At 70.1% G+C, this 17,941-nt stretch carries 14 protein-coding genes and 1 other RNA gene; 2 read left to right on the forward strand and 13 right to left on the reverse strand.

Features of this window, described 5'->3' with window-relative positions:
• Positions 1-66 precede the first annotated feature (66 nt).
• The 6 genes from ffs to EVS81_RS07060 all read right to left on the reverse strand — a co-directional run bounded on the left by ffs (position 67) and on the right by EVS81_RS07060 (position 6,407).
• Positions 67-163, reverse strand: an RNA gene (ffs, locus tag EVS81_RS07035) — signal recognition particle sRNA small type.
• Positions 164-266: 103 nt separating this feature from the next.
• Positions 267-2,333 carry an ABC transporter ATP-binding protein gene (locus EVS81_RS07040; protein WP_130109750.1) on the reverse strand — a complete coding sequence of 689 codons (2,067 nt, stop codon included), beginning with the start codon at positions 2,331-2,333 and terminating at the stop codon, positions 267-269.
• The gene (locus EVS81_RS07045) at positions 2,333-4,069 is read right to left on the reverse strand and encodes an ABC transporter ATP-binding protein (RefSeq protein WP_130109751.1); all 1,737 of its coding nucleotides are present in this window, start codon (positions 4,067-4,069) and stop codon (positions 2,333-2,335) included. Before EVS81_RS07045 ends, EVS81_RS07040 begins: the two co-directional genes overlap by 1 nt.
• A 310-nt stretch (positions 4,070-4,379) precedes the next feature.
• Entirely contained in the window at positions 4,380-4,763 is a 384-nt protein-coding gene (gene rplL, locus EVS81_RS07050) for a 50S ribosomal protein L7/L12 (RefSeq protein WP_130109752.1), read from the reverse strand.
• Positions 4,764-4,843: 80 nt separating this feature from the next.
• Positions 4,844-5,353: a 50S ribosomal protein L10 gene (gene rplJ, locus EVS81_RS07055; protein WP_130109753.1), complete on the reverse strand. Its 510-nt coding sequence runs from the start codon at positions 5,351-5,353 to the stop codon at positions 4,844-4,846.
• A 331-nt stretch (positions 5,354-5,684) separates the two neighbouring features.
• Entirely contained in the window at positions 5,685-6,407 is a 723-nt protein-coding gene (locus tag EVS81_RS07060; protein WP_130109754.1) for a response regulator transcription factor, read from the reverse strand.
• Between the two features lie 490 nt (positions 6,408-6,897).
• Between EVS81_RS07060 and EVS81_RS07065 the strand changes: the two genes are divergently transcribed.
• Positions 6,898-7,473 carry a YqaJ viral recombinase family protein gene (locus EVS81_RS07065; RefSeq protein ID WP_130111337.1) on the forward strand — a complete coding sequence of 192 codons (576 nt, stop codon included), beginning with the start codon at positions 6,898-6,900 and terminating at the stop codon, positions 7,471-7,473.
• A gap of 45 nt (positions 7,474-7,518) precedes the next feature.
• On the opposite strand, the gene EVS81_RS07070 is transcribed toward EVS81_RS07065, so the two are convergent.
• The 7 genes from EVS81_RS07070 to EVS81_RS07100 all read right to left on the reverse strand — a co-directional run bounded on the left by EVS81_RS07070 (position 7,519) and on the right by EVS81_RS07100 (position 17,264).
• A complete protein-coding gene (locus tag EVS81_RS07070; RefSeq protein ID WP_130109755.1) occupies positions 7,519-8,157 on the reverse strand; it encodes a PH domain-containing protein in 639 nt (212 codons plus the stop codon).
• A gap of 4 nt (positions 8,158-8,161) precedes the next feature.
• The gene (locus tag EVS81_RS07075; protein ID WP_130109756.1) at positions 8,162-9,853 is read right to left on the reverse strand and encodes a flotillin family protein; all 1,692 of its coding nucleotides are present in this window, start codon (positions 9,851-9,853) and stop codon (positions 8,162-8,164) included.
• A gap of 11 nt (positions 9,854-9,864) precedes the next feature.
• A complete protein-coding gene (locus tag EVS81_RS07080) occupies positions 9,865-10,464 on the reverse strand; it encodes an NfeD family protein (RefSeq protein WP_130109757.1) in 600 nt (199 codons plus the stop codon).
• Positions 10,465-10,522: 58 nt separating this feature from the next.
• Positions 10,523-13,120 carry an ABC transporter ATP-binding protein/permease gene (locus tag EVS81_RS07085; RefSeq protein WP_130109758.1) on the reverse strand — a complete coding sequence of 866 codons (2,598 nt, stop codon included), beginning with the start codon at positions 13,118-13,120 and terminating at the stop codon, positions 10,523-10,525.
• Positions 13,117-14,097, reverse strand: coding sequence for an ABC transporter permease (locus EVS81_RS07090; RefSeq protein ID WP_240740023.1), 981 nt, complete (start codon positions 14,095-14,097; stop codon positions 13,117-13,119). The genes EVS81_RS07085 and EVS81_RS07090 overlap by 4 nt, the downstream gene beginning before the upstream one ends.
• A gap of 150 nt (positions 14,098-14,247) precedes the next feature.
• A complete protein-coding gene (locus EVS81_RS07095; protein WP_130109759.1) occupies positions 14,248-15,822 on the reverse strand; it encodes an ABC transporter substrate-binding protein in 1,575 nt (524 codons plus the stop codon).
• A 287-nt stretch (positions 15,823-16,109) separates the two neighbouring features.
• The gene (locus tag EVS81_RS07100; protein ID WP_130109760.1) at positions 16,110-17,264 is read right to left on the reverse strand and encodes an amidohydrolase family protein; all 1,155 of its coding nucleotides are present in this window, start codon (positions 17,262-17,264) and stop codon (positions 16,110-16,112) included.
• A gap of 169 nt (positions 17,265-17,433) precedes the next feature.
• On the opposite strand from EVS81_RS07100, the gene EVS81_RS07110 reads away from it, so the two are divergent.
• Positions 17,434-17,799, forward strand: coding sequence for a DUF2568 domain-containing protein (locus tag EVS81_RS07110; protein ID WP_130109762.1), 366 nt, complete (start codon positions 17,434-17,436; stop codon positions 17,797-17,799).
• Positions 17,800-17,941: the final 142 nt, after the last annotated feature.

The raw sequence follows: 17,941 nt of genomic DNA on the forward strand, positions 1-17,941 counted from the left end.
CGCGCGATTTCGGGCCAGTTCGGGCGAGTTCGCGCGACTTCGCCCGATTTCGGGGAAACCCGGAAAAAGTAAGACTCCCCACGCACCCGCCAGAGCCCGAGTACCCTTGCTGCATTTCTGCCCTGGGGGAGTTTCCCGAGATAGCGCCACGTGGGGAGCTCGACCAGTCTACCGGAAATCATCGCGGTGCTCGCACGCGCTCTCACACGCTCGCACCCCCGCCCGGTTCCGCGGCGGCGCGGGCACGGCGGCGCCCGCAGCCGCCGCTACTCCGCCGCGCCGACGACGTCGACGGAGCCCGTGGTCGCAGCGACCGGGCCCGCGGCCGTCGGGACCGACCCGGTGAGCAGTTCCTCGGCCCGTTCTTCGGCGTCCTCGCCCGCGAACTGTGCCTGATAGAGCGCGAAGTAGGCGCCCTTCCGCCGCAGCAGCTCGTCGTGAGCACCCTGCTCGACGATGCTGCCGTTCTCCATCATGAGGATGGTGTCGGCGTCGCGGATCGTGGAGAGCCGATGGGCGATCACGAACGACGTGCGATCTGCGCGCAGCGCCCGCATCGCCTGCTGCACGAGCACCTCGGTGCGCGTATCGACCGACGACGTGGCCTCGTCGAGGATCAGCAGCGACGGGTTCGCGATGAACGCGCGCGCGATGGTCAGCAACTGTCGTTCGCCGGCGGAGAGCGACGACGCGTTCTCCGAGATCACCGTGTCGTAGCCGTCAGGCAGCTGGCGCACGAAGCGATCCACCATCGTCGCCCGCGCGGCTTCGACCACCTCTTCCTCGGTCGCGTCGAGACGGCCGTACCGGATGTTCTCGCGAATCGATCCCTCGAACAGCCACGCGTCCTGCAGCACCATGCCCACGTGCCCGCGGAGTTCGGCCCGCGAGAGATCCGTGATGTCGGTTCCGTCGAGCAGGATCCGGCCCCCGTTCAGCTCGTAGAACCGCATGATGAGGTTGACCAGCGTGGTCTTGCCGGCGCCTGTCGGGCCCACGATCGCGATCGTGTGGCCGGGCCGGGCCTCCAGCGAGAGGTGCTCGATGAGCGGCTGATCCGGGAGGTATCTGAACGACACGTCCTCGAACTCCACGTGCCCCTCGGCGCGCTCGGGCAGCCGCGCCGAGGCGGTGTCGGGATCCTGCTCCTCTGCGTCGATGAGCTCGAACGTGCGCTCTGCCGAGGCCACCCCCGACTGCAGCATGTTCGCCATTCCCGCCATCTCGCTGATGGGCTGCGAGAACTCGCGCGAGTACTGGATGAACGCGGTGACGTCGCCGAGCGTCATCTGCCCCGCAGTCACGCGCAGGGCACCGACCACGGCGATGAGCACGTAGCTGAGGTACTGCACGAACTGCATCGACGGCATGATGGTGCCGGAGAGTGCCTGAGCGCGGTAGGCGGCGTTGAAGAGCCCCTCGTTGCGGCGATCGAACTCCTCGATCATCTCGGCGTCGCGGTTGAAGATGCGCACGAGCTCGTGCCCGGTGAACGACTCCTCGATGTGCCCGTTGAGGTCTCCCGTGTGCTTCCACTGCGCCACGAAGAGCTTCTGGGCGCGGACGCCGACCACCCCGGCGATGATGGCCGACAGCGGCAGCGCGATGAGCGCGATGAGCGCGAGCTGCCACGAGACGATGAACATCATCGCGGCGATGCCGATCACGGTCAGCACCGACTGCACCAGCTGCGAGAACGCTTGCTGCAGCGCCTGCTGAATGTTGTCGACGTCGTTCGTGACGCGCGAGAGCACGTCGCCTCGCTGGCGCCCGTCGAAGTAGCTGAGCGGCAGCCGATTGATCTTCGCCTCGATCTCCTCGCGCAGCCGATAGATGATGCGCATCACGAGGCGGTTGAGGAGGAAGCCCTGCAGCCACATGAGGAACGAGGCGACGAGATAGAGCGCCAGCACGGCGATGATCAACCGGCTGAGCAGGCCGAAGTCGATCCCCTGGCCGGGCACGACGTTCGTTCCCTCGAGCATGTCGGCGAACTGCACGTTGCCGTCGGCTCGGGCGCCCGCGATCACCTGCTCGAGCGGCACGCCCGCGGGCAGCTGTTTGCCGAGCACGCCGTTGAAGACGACGTCCATCGCCTGTCCGAGCACCTTGGGCGCGATGACGGTGAGCGCCACCGATCCGATCACGAGGAGCACGACGAACGAGAACAGCCACTTCTCCGGCGCGAGCAGCCCGATCAGGCGCTTGGCGGCAGGCCAGAAGTGCTTCGCCTTCTTCGTCGGCTGGTCTCCGAACCAATCGTCGGGGTCGGGCTGGTAGTCGTCGGGCAGCTCGAATTCTTCCGTCTGCGGATTCACCTGCTTCTCGGCCATCACGCCACCTCCGCCTCTTCGAGCTGCGAGCGCACGATCTCGCGGTACACCTCGTTCGTCTCGAGCAATTGCTCGTGGGTGCCGCGCCCCACGAGCTCTCCCGCCTCGATCACGAGGATCTGATCCGCCTCGGTGATCGTGGAGACCCGCTGCGCGACGATGATGGTCGTCGCGCCCCTGGTGGCATCGGGAAGCGCGGCCCGGAGCTTCGCGTCGGTCGCCACGTCGAGCGCTGAGAACGAGTCGTCGAAAAGGTAGACCCGAGGCCTCGCGACGAGCGCCCGGGCGATCGACAGGCGTTGGCGCTGGCCGCCGGAAACGCTGGTGCCGCCCTGGGAGACCGGTTCGTCGAGCCCGTGCTCCTTCTCACGCACGAAGTCGTCGCCCTGAGCCACTCGCAGCGCCTCCCAGAGATCGTCGTCGCTCGCGTCGCTGCGCCCGAACCGGAGGTTCGACCCGATGGTGCCCGAGAACAGATAGGGCCGCTGCGGCACGAGACTCGCGGTCGCGGCCAACTGCGCCCGGGTGAGCGCGGACACGGGAACGCCGTCGACGGTGATCGATCCCTCCTGAGGGTCGTAGAGGCGCAGCATGAGGTTCAACAGGACCGACTTGCCAGACCCCGTCGACCCGATGATGGCCGTGGTCTTTCCGGGTTCTGCGACGAAGCTCACGTCCGTGATGACCGGCTTCTCGGCCCCAGGGAACCCGAAGGTCACTCCGGAGAACTCGACCCGCCCCGCGTCCGGCGTCGGCGCCGTCTCCGCGTCGGGGAAGGCGAGCGTGGACTCCGTGTCGAGCAGCTCCCGGATCCGCTCCGCGCAGACGACCGCGCGAGGGATCATCATCGTCATGAAGACGCCCATCATCACCGCGATGAGGATCTGCAGCAGGTACTGGAGGAACGCGGTGAGCGAGCCCACCTCGACGAGCCCCTGGTCCACACGGTGCCCGCCGAACCAGAGCACCGCCGCAGTGGCGACGTGCAGCACCATCATGATGACCGGGAACATCAGCACGAAGATGTTGCCCACTCGCACCGACACATCGGTGATGTTGCGGTTGGCCACCCGGTAGCGCTCGACCTCGAAGTCCTCCCGCACGAAGGCGCGCACGACTCGGATCCCCATGATCTGCTCGCGGAGCACGCTGTTGATCGAGTCCACTCGCTCCTGCATCTGGCGGAACAGCGGCAGCAGCAACCAGACCAGGAAGCTGACGATCACCGCGAGCACGGCGACCGAGAGCCAGACCAGCCAGGACATGCCCGCGTCTTCCCGCAGTGCCATGATGATGCCGCCGATCGCCATGATCGGCGCCGAGACCATGAAGTTGAGGGTCATGAGCACGAGCATCTGGATCTGCTGCACATCGTTGGTGCCGCGCGTGATCAGGGTGCCCGCGCCGAACTTCGTCGCCTCGAGCGTGCTGAGCGAATCGACCTTCCGGTAGACCTCGCGGCGGAGGTCGCGACCCACGCCCATCGACGTGCGTGCGCCGAAGTAGACTGCCGCGACGGCCGTGACCAGTTGGCCGAGCGACACGATCAGCATGAAGCCGCCCGTGCGCCAGATGAAGTCGGTGTCGCCCCGCGCGATGCCGCGATCGATGATCTGCGCGTTGAGGCTGGGCAGCCAGAGCGCTGCGATGGTCGAGAGCAGCTGCAGCACGAGAACCGCCACGATGAAGGGCCAGTACTTCTTGGCGTGACGGAGCGCGAGTGAGATGAGGGCCACGAGGATCCTTTCGTCCTGTGCCATCCTGGCCCGGACCTCGGACATTCACGAACGATGCGACGCGGAGCGGGGAGTCGCGGCGGTGGAGATGAGCGACCGGATCAGAAGCGGCCGAGTCACGATAGCAGAGTTGCCGCTCGATCGCCAGTCCCGATCCGTGGACGCTCGGACGGCTCACGGCCCCAGGGCTGACGCCCCACCGGCACAGGAGTGCGGGGCCGGCAGCCGACGTGCGCGGCACGGAGCATAAGCGGGAACAGCACAGAGGCGGGATCACCCGAAGGTGATCCCGCCTCTTCAGCGAAAGGACTCAGACGAGCTTGACGCCCGCGCCGGCCTCCTCGAGCTTGGCCTTGGCCTCCTCGGCGGCCTCCTTCTTCGCGCCCTCGAGCACGTTCTTGGGAGCCTCCTCGACGAGGGCCTTCGCCTCGCCCAGGCCCAGGCCGGTCAGCTCGCGCACGACCTTGATGACCTGGATCTTCTTGTCGCCGGCCGACTCGAGGACGACGTCGAACTCGTCCTTCTCCTCGACGGCCTCAGCGGCGCCACCGGCTGCCGGAGCAGCGGCGACGGCCACGGGGGCGGCGGCCGAGACGTCGAAGGTCTCCTCGAAGGCCTTCACGAACTCGGAGAGCTCGATGAGGGTGAGCTCCTTGAACTGCTCGAGCAGCTCCTCGGTCGAAAGCTTAGCCATTGTGTTTCTCCTTGATGTCTGCCCTCACGCGGCGCGTGACAGGCGGGTCTTGTTGGTACGGGACCGGCGCGAGCCGATCCTTACGCGTCCTGCTTCTCCTGCAGCGCGCCGAAGCCGCGTGCGGCCTTGGCGGGCAGTGCGTTGAACAGCTGCGCAGCGCCGACCAGAGCGGCCTGCATGGCGCCTGCGGCCTTGGCCAGCAGCACCTCGCGGCTCTCCAGATCGGCAAGCTTGCCTACCTCAGCAGCGGTCAGGGCGTTGCCATCGAAGTAGCCCGCCTTCACCACCAGCAGAGGGTGTGCCTTAGCGAAGTCACGCAGAGCCTTTGCGACCGCGACGGTGTCACCGTGCACGAAGGCGAGCGCCGAAGGGCCGGCGAGCTCGTCATCGAAAGCGGTGATCCCGGCGTTGTTGGCCGCAATCTTGGTCAGCGTGTTCTTCGCCACAGCGTACGTCGCGTGCTCTCGGATGCTGTTGCGGAGATCCCGCAGCTGGGCAACCGTGAGACCGCGGTACTCAGTCAGCAGAACGGCGTCCGACTCTTCAAACTTGCGCTGAAGATCGGCGACCGTAGCGTCCTTCGTAGCCATGGCGCTCCCTAGCTTGTCGTACCCGCGCGGCGGTTGCCGCTCGGGGGCCGCGCCGCTCGGAGTGTCCCCGCGCTGAGACGTGCTCAGAAACGAGAAAAGCTCCGGCGCGCACGCACGGAGCTTCGATGAGTTCGGGATCAGGACCCGCTCCTCAAGGAGTTCTGCACCTGCGCTGGTCCCTGCGAGTGCAGGCGTTCCGGGATCCTTGCGAATCCGTACCGGCGGTCTTTGGCCAAAGAGAACTCTATCACACTTTCTCGGGGCACCGAATCTCCTCGGCGGGTGAGGGTCGGATCGGTACGCCTCGCTCAATCAGCGGAGGGCCGCGAGGTCAGCTCACGGGCTTGAGCATGTAGCCCGCGCCGCGGACCGTGTGGAGCATGGGCTCGCGGCCCGAGTCGATCTTCTTGCGCAGGTACGAGATGTACAGCTCGACGACGGTGGACTTGCCGCTGAAGTCGTATGCCCACACACGGTCGAGGATCTGGGCCTTCGACAGCACTCGATTCGGATTGCGCATGAGGTATCGGAGCAGCTCGAACTCGGTGTTGGTGACCGTGATCGGCTCCCCGCCCCGCTCCACGTCGTAACTGTCTTCGTTGAGCGTGAGGTCGCCCACCCGCAGCACCGGATCCGGCTGCTGCGCGAGCGTCAGCTGCGAGCGGCGCACGAGCCCGCGCAACCGGGCGATCAGCTCCTCGAGGCTGAATGGCTTGACGACGTAATCGTCGCCGCCGGCGGTGAGGCCGTTGACGCGATCCTCGACGGAGTCGAGAGCGGTGAGGAACAGCACGGGGAACATCTCCCCCGCGCTGCGGAGGCGCGCCAGCAGCTGCATCCCGTCGAAATCGGGCAGCATGATGTCGAGCACCGCCACGTCCGGCTCGAACGACTTGATCTTGTCGAGCGCCTCCTGGCCGGTGGACGCGGTGTCGACATCCCACCCCTCGTAGCGCAGCGCCATCGCCACCAGTTGCGTGATCGACTCCTCGTCGTCGACCACCAGAGCGCGGATCTTGCCGCCGTCTGCTCGCTTCAGTGCCTGCGAATCCATGTTGCCGGATGCTCCTTCTCCGGGCCGGACCGCGCACGAGACGCCCCGCGCGCCGGCCTCCCCATAGCCCCTTGAGTCCTCATGCTCCGCCGTATCGTTCCCGCGAGGGTCACTAGGCGGATCTCTCGTCGCCGAGCCTATCGCCTCGCGTTCGCAGGCCCCACCGCAGTTTTCGCCGATCCCGTGCCACCGCGCCCGAACCAATCCGGAGCACTCACACACTATCCATGGGAGATCCGCGCGACTCCGCGGCTCACGCATCCGCAGCCGCTCGGATCGATCCGGGAATCACTTCGCGAACTCCCAGGAAACTCACTGCCGAGGATCCGCGGCGGAGGCGTGTCGGCGACCGAGATCGCGCTCGTTTCGTCGCCCCTGCAGGACTTTTCCATCACCTGTCGCCCGAATCCGCCTGCTCGCCCAGCGGCGCGACGCGCCGCTGTCGACCGCGTGCGCAGAAGCATGGGAGACTGAGGTGGTGTCCGATCCGATGCCGAGCTACCTGAGTCGAGTCGTGACCGACGGCACCGATCGCATGGCCTGGATGCGCGCACGCGCACGCGGGATCACCGCCACCGACGTGGCCAAGCTCTCGACGCAGCGCTCGATCGAATCCGCGGCCCACGAGAAGCTGCACGGCAGCCGTTTCACGGGAAACGCCTACACGACGCACGGCAAAGCGCGCGAACCGGAGATCGCATCGTGGGTGTTGCGCGAGCACGGGATCGCCCCCAGCCAGGCGCTGTTCCACGCCGAGCGCGACCTGCGGCACCTGGCCACGCCCGACGGCCTCGCGCAGCGCGACACCGGAACGATCGAGCTCGCCGAGATCAAGACCACGAACAAGGAGTGGCGCTCGATCCCGCGCAACTACCTGCGCCAGGTCTGGTGGCAGCAGTACGTGCTCGGCGCCGAGCGCACGCTCATGGTGTGGGAGCGGCACGAAGACTTCGTGCCGGTCGGCGACCCGGAATGCCGATGGGTGGACCGCGACGAGAGCGAGATCGAACGCCTCGTGACTCTCGCGAGCCAGCTCATCGACGTGCTCATCGCCCGCACGAGCTGACCGCCAAGGCTCGCGGGCCCTGGCGGGTGAGCACACGCCGCAGGGTCAGAAGAAGCCGCGCGCGGAATCGGGATCCGGATCGGGACCCGCGCCCGCGTCGAGCGACCCTCCAGGAGCGGGTGCTGCACCCGCGACCGACGCCGCGAGACGCTGCTCCAGGCGCGTGGCGTGCACGTAATTGCGCTCGACGAGCTCGCGGAGCGCGTCTGCGATGCCCTGCACCCCGGGGAGGTCGTCGAGGCGCAAACTCTCGGCGCCGTGGAGCAACTCGATATCGCCGGCACCCCGCACCCGCTGCAGCACGCCGCGCCGGGTCTTCACCTCGCGCACCCGCCCGAGCGCGAGCTCCGAACGCTGATGCACGAACAGTCCGCGGCGAACGATCACACGTCGCGTCGTGATCGTGGTGCGATGCGCGAGCCAGGCGAGCACCGGCAGCACCCCGAGCAGCAGGCCCAGCAGCACGGCGACCCCCGCGGCGAGCAGGTTCATCCAGGCTTCGGGCAGGTTGCCCACCCAGTACCCGGCCGCGGCCGCCACGGCCGCCAACGCGATCACCGGCGGTGCGAGTCTCCACCCGTGGCGCCGGAATCGGAGCACCACGGCTTCGGGCTGCGTGTAGCCGGCAGGAGCGGGGCCGAGAATCGATTCGACCTCGGCCGTGACCGAGCGCGGGGTGGACATGCCCCTATTCTGCCCGGTCCGCCTGCGACGAATCGCCGGAGGCGCTCAGCCGCTCCGAGGCCGCGGCGCCGGCGCGGCGCGCCGCGCTCCCCGCGGCCGAGGCGGCCTCCGCGGCGGCCGCGGCCGCGTCGTCCGCTGCGGCCGACGCGGCCGATGCCAGGCCCCGCGCGGTCTCAGACGGCCCGTCTCCCGATGCGCCGGTCTCGCCGGCGCCGGAATCCTCGGCGCCGATGCCCTCGGCGCCGGTCGCCCGGGCGCTCCGATCGGCATCACGGCCACGGCCCTCCGCGTTGGCCGCCGCCCGCCCGGCTGCCGCGCCGGTGACCCCGCCGGTCACGGCACCGTTGAGCATTCCGACCAGGTCGACCCCCACCGTGTCCTTGGCCATCTCGAGCAGCCCCTTGATGTTGCCCATCGCCTCGCCGGCGACCTTCGAGGTGCCGTCGGCCGAGACCACGGTCATGCTGTCGATCGCGCCGATGGCCTGCGCGTACTCGCCCGCGATCTCGGGCAGCAGATGGATGAGCTCCTGCGCGAGCACGGCCTGCGACTGCGTCTCGAGCGCACGCGCACGGGCGTCGATGGCGGCCGCCTCCGCGGTGCCCTTGGCCTCGATCGCCGCGGCCTCCGCGCGGCCCTCGGCCTCGAGCGCCTCGGACGCCGCGATACGGGCGGCACGGCTCGCGAGCCCCTCGCGCTCGACCGCCTTCGCGCGGCCCTCGGCTGCGGAGACGGATGCGGCGGCCTCGGCTCGAGCGAGGGCCTCGACGCGATACGCCTCGGCCTCGGCGACGGCGCGCACGTCGGCGTTGAGCTGCTCGGTCTTGAGCGAGACCTCCTTCTGAGCGGTGATCTGCTGCTGCTCGACGATGGCCTGCTGCTGGATCGCCTGCTCGAGCGGCTCGGCCGCTGACGCCTGCGCGGTCGCCTTGTCGGTCTCGACCTGCACGGCGGCCTGGCGGAGCTTGAGCTCGCGGTTGCGGTCGACCAGCACCTGCTCGGCAGCGATCTTGGCCTCCTGCGACGCCTGATACGCGTTGGTCTCGGCGATATCTGCGGCCTGGCGCACCTTCGCGGCCTCGGGGCGCCCGATGTTCGCGATGTAGTCGGCGCCGTCGCGGATCTCCTGGATCTGCAGGGTATCGACCACGAGGCCCTGCTTGGTGAGCGCCTCCTCGGCCGCCTCGAGCACGCTCTGGGCGACGACCGCGCGATCCCGAATGATCTGCAGCACCGTGAGTCCGCCGATGATCGAGCGCAGCGAGCCGGAGAGCACCTCCTGCGTCGACTCGTCGATCTCGTCCGAGTTCGAGAGGAAGCGCTGCGCCGCGGCCCGGATCATCTCCTGCGTGCCGCCGACCTTCACGACCGCCACAGCCTGGGCCTGGATGGTGATTCCGTCCGTGGTCTGCGCCTCGGTGGTGATCGAGAGACGGCGCGAGCGGAGCGAGATGGTGAACGACTTCTGCACGAAGGGCAGCACGAAGACGCCGCCGCCCGTGACCACCTTCTGCCCCGACAGGTCGCGCGAGCGCTTGCCGGTGGCGTCGACCACCTCCTTGCCCTTGCCCCCGGTGACGATGATCGCCTCGTCCGGCTTGGCGATGCGATATCGCTTGATGATGACGAGCGCCACGAGCACCAGTGCGATGACCGCGCCGAAGATGCCGACGATCGCCGGGCTTGCGAGGAACATTCAGTCTCCGTTCATTCGGAATCGGGAGTGGGAGCGGGGTCGGGAGTGGGAGCGGGAGCCGCGGGCGCCGCGGGCTCGACCGGTTCGACACGCACCGAGGTGGAGGTGACGACCTGCACCACCCGCACGGCGGTGCCCCGCGGAATCGGCTCAGCCGCCGTGGCGGAGAGCGAGATGCGCTCGCCATGACGGGTGAGCGCGACCTCGCCGAGGCCCTGCTGCGGGATCGCCAGAACCACGGACCCGAGCGCGCCCACGAGATCGTCGCCGCTGACGGCCGTGGTGGACTCCGCACTGCGGATGAGGCGCGACAGCCACCACGCGGCCGCGCCGCCGACCACGCCGGCGAGCGAGCCGACGAGCGCCGAGGCGGGTGTCGACATCCCGGCACCGACGCTCGCGAAGGCGGTGAATCCGAAGATCGCCGTGAACGCTGCGATGGTCGTGAGGCTCAGCGGCCCGTCGCCGAAGTCGAACGCGTCGAAGATGCCGTCGAGCAGGAGCGAGATGAGCAGCAGCACCCCGCCGACGATGCCGATGATGAGGAAGACGCCGCCAGTGACGATCGAGCCGTCGAGCAGACGATCGAACCAGTCCATGATGCCGTCCATCGGTCGCCTCCTCTCGGGCGCTGTCGCGTACTGCGAGGGTATCAAGGGCCTCCGACGCTCACGCAATCTCCGGCAGCCGGAGCACGGAGCCGAGGAGGTCCCTGCCGTACCGCGTGCGCGGCGCCGAGAAGAATTCGGGGCCGCCGGTCTCGACCGCGCGGCCGTCGCGCATCACGAGGACGGCGTCGCAGAGCTCGTGCACGACTGCGAGATCGTGCGATACGACCACGAGCGCCACCCCGGGTTCGCTCCGCAACGCGCGCAGCAGTTCGATCACGCTGGCCTGCACGGAGACGTCGAGGGCGCTCGTGGGCTCGTCGGCCACGATCACTCGCGGCTCCACGGCGAGCGCCCGCGCGAGCGCGACCCTCTGGCGCTGCCCGCCGGAGAGCTCGTGCGGGTAGGCGCGGGCGAGCGCGGGATCGAGACGGACCAGCCCGAGCAACTCGGCGATCCGCGCGGCCGTTCGGGCTCGCGGCACGATCCGGTGCACCCGCAGCAGCTCTCCGAGGGTCTGCGCGACGGTCATGCGCGGGTCGAGAGACGAGTACGGATCCTGCGGCACGAGCTGCACTGCACGGGCCTCGGTGCGGGAGCGCCGCCGCGGGAGCGGTGCTTCGTCGAGCCGGATCTCGCCCCGCTCGGCCGCCACTTGGCCCACCAAGGCGCGGGCCAGGCTGGTCTTGCCCGACCCCGATTCGCCGACGATCCCGAGGGCGCCGCCCCGCGAGACCGAGAACGAGACCCCGGCGACCGCCGCGAGCTCGCCGTAGCGCACCTCGACACCGCGCGCCTCGAGCAGCGCCGGCGCGGGCTCGGGATCCGCCGCCGCGGGCCCGGGATCCGGGGCCGCGGGATCCGAATCGGGCAGCGCGGGATCCGAATCGAGCAGCGCGGGCGCGGGATCCGGCAGCCGGGGCACCGCCTCGAGGAGCGAGACCGTGTAGGCATCGCGCGGCTCTCGGATCACGCGCGCCGTCGGCCCCGACTCCACCTCGGCGCCCGCGCGCATGACCAGCACCCGGTCGCACATGGAGGCGACCACCGCAAGATCATGGCTCACGAACACGAGCGTGAGCCCGCGCTCTCGCCGCACCTCGTCGAGCAGCCCCAGCACCTGCCGCTGCACGGTCACGTCGAGCGCGGTCGTGGGCTCATCGCACAGCAGCACCGCCGGATCGCCCGCGAGCGCCATCGCGATCACCACGCGCTGGCGCTGACCGCCGGACAGCTGGTGCGGGTACGAGCGCGCGATGCGATCGGGGTCAGGAAGCTCCACCTGCTGCAGCAGTTCTCGCACGCGGGCGCGCGCGCGAGCCTGTGATCCCGAGGCGCCTCCCGCCTCGACGGCCTCTCGCAGCTGCGCGCCCACGCGCGTGAGCGGATCGAGCGCCGTGAGCGGATCCTGGAACACCATGCCGACCGTGCCGCCGACCGCGACCTCGCCGCCGGACGCGCGCGTGCCCGCGGGCAGCATCCCGAGCAGGGCGCGCAGTGTGAGGCTCTTGCCCGACCCCGACTCCCCGACGATGCCGAGCGCCTCGCCGGGCGCCACCGAGAAGGAGAGCCCGTCGACGAGCAGCGATCCCGCTCTGCCGCCGCCCGCTCGGGCCCCGGCGCGATCCGCGCCGCCGCCGCCCGCTCCGGCCCCGGCGCCGCGAGCAGCACCCGCGGCGACCTGCAGCCCGCGCACGCGCACCTCGCCGGCCGCGACACCGCTCCCCACCCGGACCCGCGAAGTGGGAGTCGCGATCTGCCGCTTCGAGTGCGGGGAAGCGGCAGATCGCGACTCCCACTTCGCGGCGGATCGACCGCGACCCGCTGCGGCTCGCGGCGCGCTCCCCACCCGCAGCGCATCGCCGATCCCATCGCCCAGCAGCGACAGCGCGATCCCGGTCACCACCACCGCGAGCCCCGGGAACGCCGCCAGCCACCACTGCGTCGTCACGAACTGCTGCGCGTCGGCGATCATGGTGCCCCAGTCGGGCGTGGGCGGTTGGATCCCGAGCCCCAGGTACCCGAGCGTGACGATCGCCACCATGATGAGCACGATCTCGGTGGCGAGCAGCACGACCGCCTGCGGCAGCAGGTTGGGCAGCAGGTGGCGCAGCAGCACCCGCGCGTGCGACAACCCGCCGCCGCGCGCCGCCTGCACCCAGCCGGCCTCCCGCAGCGACGCGGTCATGGCCCGCAGCACGCGGGCGTACCCCACCCAGCCCACCAGCGCGAAGGCGAGAATGATGCCGCTCTCGCCCGCTCCCACGGCGAACACGATCGCGATCACGATCACGTAGAAGGGGAACGCGATGACCGTGTCGGTGATCCGCGACGCCGTCCAGTCGACCGCACCGCCGAAGTAGCCCGAGACGAGGCCGACGGCCACGCCGATCACGAACGGGGCGAGCGAGGCGAGGATCGCGATGCGCAGATCGGTTCGGGCCGCGAAGAGCAGGCGCGAGAGCACGTCGCGCCCCAGCTGGTCGGTGCCGAGCCAGTGCTCCGGAGACGGCGGCAGGAGGCCGCCGGTCAGATTCTGCGCGCTCGGCGAGTAGGGAGCGAGGATCGGGGCGAGGATCGCCGCGGTCAGGATCAGCCCGAAGAGCACCGCGCCCCCGACGAACGCTGGAGAGCGCGTGGCCCGGTTCCAGAAGCTCATCGGGACCCCCCGTCGCCGTCGCCGACGCGCAGCCGCGGATCGAGCATCGCCGCGAGCACCCCGGCCAGCGCGGTGACGAGCACGACGAGCACGGCGCAGTAGAGCGCGACGCCCTGCACCACGGGAAAATCGCGGCTCCCGATCGACTGGAAGAGCAGCGTGCCGATCCCGCCGATCGCGAACACCTTCTCGACCACCAGCGTGCCGCCGATGAGATAGGCCGTGTTCACACTGAGCAGCGTGAGCGCGGGCAGCGCAGCACCCCGCAGCACGTGGCGCCGCAGGATGCGCCGTTCGGGGATGCGCGCCGCCCGCAACGTGGTCACGAAATCGGCCGACAGCACCTCGATGAGCTGGGCGCGCAGCGAGCGGATCAGCGGCGGCGCCATGCCGAGCGCCACGGCGAGCGACGGCAGGAAGAGGCTGCGCAAAGGCTCCCCCGGGCCCGATCCCACGCCCCCTACCGGGAACCAGCCCAGATGCACCGCGAACACGATGATGAGCAGCAGACCGATCCAGAAGAGAGGCATGCCCAGGCCGACGGTCGGCAGGATCCGCACCAGGTGATCCGCCCAACCGTCCTTGCGCAGCGCGGCGGCGAGGGCGAGCGGCACCGCGATGCACACGGCGAGCAGCACGGCGAAAACGACGATGCCGAGGCTCACCGGGGCCTTGTCGAGGATCAGTTCACGGGTCGACTGGCCCGTGACGAGCGAATCGCCCGTGTCGAATCGCGTGACGAGCTGCACGAGGAAGTCGGTGAACTGCTTCAGGAGCGGCTGTTCGAGGCCGAGCTGCTCGCGCAGTGCGGCGACGGACTCGGGCGTGGCGCGCTCGCCGAGGATCATCGCGGCGGGATCGCCCGGCACCAGGCGCAGCAGGAAGAACACGGCGATCACCACGCCGAGCATCACCGGGACGACGCGGGCGAGGATGCGCCCCGCCGCCCCCGCTGTTCGCTGTGCTCTACTCCTCACCGTTTCACCCTACTTGCGCTCTCCACGGACAGGGAGAGGCGGGGAGGGGACTCCGACCCTGTCGCTTTCGCGGTCGAACGATATGCGATTTTGCATATCGTGAGAACGCGATGTCGCGATGGGGTCGGAGTCCCCTCCCCGCCGGAACCCCTACTCCGCCGCCAACCAGACGTCCTGGAAGCGCACGCTCGAGTTGGGCAGCACCGTGAAACCGTGCACCCGGTCGGTGGTGGCCTTGAGATTCGCCGGGAAGAAGAGCGGGATGTAGGGCACCTCGTCGGCGAGGATCTGCTGGATCTCGCGGTAGATCGCCGCGCGCTCTTCGCCGTCCGGAGTGGTGCGCCCCTCGTGCATCAGCTCGGTGACGCGATCGTCGGTGAAGTGCGTCCAGTACGACTTGCTGAAGCCCTCGGGGTCGGCCTGGAACGTGATGAAGCCGTTGGGGTCGGGCGCGTCGGACTGGCCGCTGTTGATCATGAGGTCGTAGTCGTAGGCGAAGAAGCGCTCGCGGAACACCGCGATGTCGAGCGACTCGATCTCGACCTCGATGCCGATCTGCGCGAGCGACTCCTGCACGATCTGGGCGATCTGGGCCCTCTGGGCATTGCCGCTCGCGACGAGCAGGGTGGTCGAGAAGCCGTCGGGGTACTCGGACTGCGCGAGCTCGGCCTTCGCCGCCTCGATGTCGAAATCGAGCGCCTCGACCTCGTCGTTCGCCGAGTACGTGATGCTCGGAGGCAGCAGCGAGTTCGCGACCTCGGCCGTTCCGAAGGTGGTGGCCGTCGCGATCCCGTCGCGATCGAGCGCGTGCGCGATGGCGCGGCGCACGTGGCGGTCGGCGAACTGCTCGCGCTGCGTGTTGAAGAAGACCTGCTCGGTCGACCAGCCCTCGGTCTGCGACAGCACGGTGTTCGCGGCGGCGTCGACCTCGGCGGCGTTGGCCGCGGGCACGGTGTCGATCGCGTCGAGCTGCCCGGCGGCGAGCTGCTGCCGCAACTGGGTGTCGTCGGCCACGAACGTGTAGACGAGTCCGTCGAGGTAGGGCTTGCCCTCCTGCCAGTAGTGCTCGTTCTTCACGAACGAGAGGTCGCCGTTGGGATCCCACTCGTCGACCACGAAGGGGCCGGTGCCGACCGGGTTCTGGAAGAACTCCTCCTCGCTCAGGCCCCCGAACTCCGCCGGGAAGATTCCGTTCGAGAAGCCCGACAGCTCGGAGAGGAACGGCGTGTAGGGCGCGTCGAGGGTGATGGTGACCTCGCGCTCGCCCGTCGCCTCGAGGCCCGCGATCGGCGCGGTGAGCGGAAGCGGGCCGCCGACCTCGATGTGCCGCGTGAGCGAGAACACGACGTCGTCGGGGGTGACCGGCTCGCCATTCGAGAATCGCAGCCCGTCGCGCAGAGTGAAGGTGTAGACGAGACCGTCCTCGCTCTCGTCGACCTCGGCGAGCCACGGACCGATCTCGCCCTGCTCGTCGAAGGCGACGAGCGGCTCGAAGATCTTGTCGATCGCAAAGGCGTTGTTGGCCGTGATCTGCTGATTGAGGTCGAGATCGTTCACCGCGGCGACGCGGCCGAAGGCGAGCGTGCCGCCAGAGACGGGTTCGCCGGCGTCGGATCCCGCGTTCGGCGCGGGATCCCCGCTGCCGGCGCAGGCGCTGAGCACGAGGGCCGCGGACAGCGCGGCCGCGGCGAGGGCGAGGCGGCGGGGCCTCGAAGACTTCGGCATTCTCACGGTGTTCTTCCTTGCATCGCGGGTGTCTCGGCGCGGGAGCGCCCCGCCCACCGAGTGGTCTACCCTTCTACGGTAGTCAACGGACCATCGATGTACCACTTTGCGGCGCTCCGGGCGAACCACCTCGCCTCGCCCGCCGGCTCCCGCGTATGCCCGGCCCGGGTTCGGCACGTCCGTCGTGCAGGAGATCCTGCGCCATTCGGACACCTACACGGCGTGTCGGTCCGAATACGGGGTGATCTCCTGCACGACTGGCGGAGCTGCGCACACGGGTGCCGCGCTCACCGCGCGGGATCGGCCCACCTGCCGCCGAGCAGCACCGCGACGATCGATTCGGGATCGCTCAGCGCGCCGGGCTCCCGGGGGTCGCGCCGCAGGATCACGGCATCGGCGAGCGCGCCCTCCGCGATCGCACCAGTGGGCGAGTCCGCGACGTCCGCGACGCGGGCGAGCAGTTCCGCGCCGGAGCGCGTCGCCGCGAGCAGCGCCTCCTGAGGCGAGAGCCCCGCCCCGACGAGCGCGTCGAACTCGAGCCGGCCCGTCCCGTGCTGCTCGACGGTGCCGTAGTCGGTGCCGAGCGCGATGGCGAGGCCTGCGTCCCTGGCGCGCAGCACGGCCCTGGGGTGCGCAGCGACCGCCTCGTCGACGCGGGCGCGGAATGCTGCCGGCAGTGATCCCGCATCGATCATGCCCTGCACGAGCCGGTAGATGCGCAGCGTCGGCACGAGCGTCATCCCCCGCTCGGCGGCGCGCCGCGCCTGCGCATCGGTCAGGAAGATGCCGTGCTCGATGCTCAGCGCGCCGGCCTCGATGGCGTGGTCGATGGCCGTGCCGCCCCAGGCGTGCACCATGACCCCGGCGCCCTCGCGCGCGGCTCGCCGCACCGCTTCGCGCTGCTCCTCGGCAGAGAACACGGGATCCAGCCCGACGCCTGCGGGCGCTGCGACGCCCGCGGTCGCCACCAGCTTCACCCAGCGCGCCCCGGCCCCGAGCGCCTCCTCGACCGCGCGCTCCAGGCCTCCGGCGGCATCTGCGACCGCGCGATCGATGAGCTGCACCGCGAGCTGGGCGCGAGGCCGCTCCCAGGGCGGGATCGCCGCGAGCTGAGCGGCGTCGAGACCGCCCGCGTCGCGCACAGCGGTGAATCCCGACGCGAGCGTGCGCCGCAGCGCCGCGGCGATCAGCTTCCCGGTGCGCTCCTCGCCGAAGCGCGCCCGGTCCACAGCGTCGAATGCCTGCCAGCCCGCGTGCAGGTGCGCGTCGACGAGACCCGGAATCATCCAGAGCCCCGTGCCGTCCAGATCCCCGGCGGCGGCCTCGCCGCCCAGCGAGATGCGCCCGCCGGCCCAGCGCACTCGGACGGGCGCTGCGAACTCGCCGCGCGCATCGAGGATCCGAATCCCGCGCGCCGCCGTCGGGTGCTGCTCACCGGTCATACCCACACCCTATGCCCGGAAAGCGGCCCCACGGTGCGGGGGGCAGGGCGGGCGGGGGCGGGCTGGATCCGGGGCCGGGCGGTGCGGGGCCGGGGCCGGGCGGTGCGGGGGCGGGGCCGGGCGGTGCGGGGCCGGGCGGGGCTGGATCCGGCGCCGGTAGACTGGTCGGGTGACCAGCACCTCCGAGACCCCGGCCGCCCGCACCACCGTGATCCTGCAGCTCGTGCGCAGCATCGCACACCTCATCGCCGTCATCTCAGTGGCCGTGTGGGGCTTCGTGTCGTGGCCGCTGCCGTTCCCGGGCGTGCTGACGGGGCTCGGGCTGCTCGTGGTCTCGGTGCTGCTCTGGGCGCTGTTCCTGTCGCCGCGGCCGGTGCTGCGGGTCGACCGCTTCGCGCAAGCCCTCTTCGAGCTGCTGCTGCTCGCCGCAGCGGTCGCCGCGCTCCTCGCGCTCGGCGTGTTCTGGCTCTGGCCTGTGCTGCTCGGCGTCGGCGGGGCCGTGGTCGGGCTCCTCGCGTCGAACCGCGCCCGCTAGGCGGGCTCTCGCGGCGCTCGAGGGGAGGCGCGCCGAATCCGCAGCCCGCAATGCGGGCGTGGATCGGCAGGCGCCGATGCGCAGGCGCCGATGCTTGGGCGCGGGCGCCGATGCGCGGGCGCCGATCCGCACACGCAACAGG

The organism is Leucobacter triazinivorans, assembly GCF_004208635.1.
In the GTDB taxonomy this organism is placed as follows: Bacteria; Actinomycetota; Actinomycetes; order Actinomycetales; family Microbacteriaceae; genus Leucobacter; species Leucobacter triazinivorans.

Excerpts from the sequence above, each read along its gene's own strand:
- EVS81_RS07070 (WP_130109755.1), bottom strand. The coding sequence starts at position 8,157 with ATGTCCACCCCGCGCTCGGTCACGGCCGAGGTCGAATCGATTCTCGGC.
- rplL (WP_130109752.1), bottom strand. The coding sequence starts at position 4,763 with ATGGCTAAGCTTTCGACCGAGGAGCTGCTCGAGCAGTTCAAGGAGCTC.
- EVS81_RS07100 (WP_130109760.1), bottom strand. The coding sequence starts at position 17,264 with ATGACCGGTGAGCAGCACCCGACGGCGGCGCGCGGGATTCGGATCCTC.
- EVS81_RS07065 (WP_130111337.1), top strand. The coding sequence starts at position 6,898 with ATGCCGAGCTACCTGAGTCGAGTCGTGACCGACGGCACCGATCGCATG.
- EVS81_RS07075 (WP_130109756.1), bottom strand. The coding sequence starts at position 9,853 with ATGTTCCTCGCAAGCCCGGCGATCGTCGGCATCTTCGGCGCGGTCATC.
- EVS81_RS07080 (WP_130109757.1), bottom strand. The coding sequence starts at position 10,464 with ATGGACGGCATCATGGACTGGTTCGATCGTCTGCTCGACGGCTCGATC.
- rplJ (WP_130109753.1), bottom strand. The coding sequence starts at position 5,353 with ATGGCTACGAAGGACGCTACGGTCGCCGATCTTCAGCGCAAGTTTGAA.
- EVS81_RS07060 (WP_130109754.1), bottom strand. The coding sequence starts at position 6,407 with ATGGATTCGCAGGCACTGAAGCGAGCAGACGGCGGCAAGATCCGCGCT.
- EVS81_RS07040 (WP_130109750.1), bottom strand. The coding sequence starts at position 2,333 with ATGGCCGAGAAGCAGGTGAATCCGCAGACGGAAGAATTCGAGCTGCCC.
- EVS81_RS07095 (WP_130109759.1), bottom strand. The coding sequence starts at position 15,822 with ATGCCGAAGTCTTCGAGGCCCCGCCGCCTCGCCCTCGCCGCGGCCGCG.
- EVS81_RS07085 (WP_130109758.1), bottom strand. The coding sequence starts at position 13,120 with ATGAGCTTCTGGAACCGGGCCACGCGCTCTCCAGCGTTCGTCGGGGGC.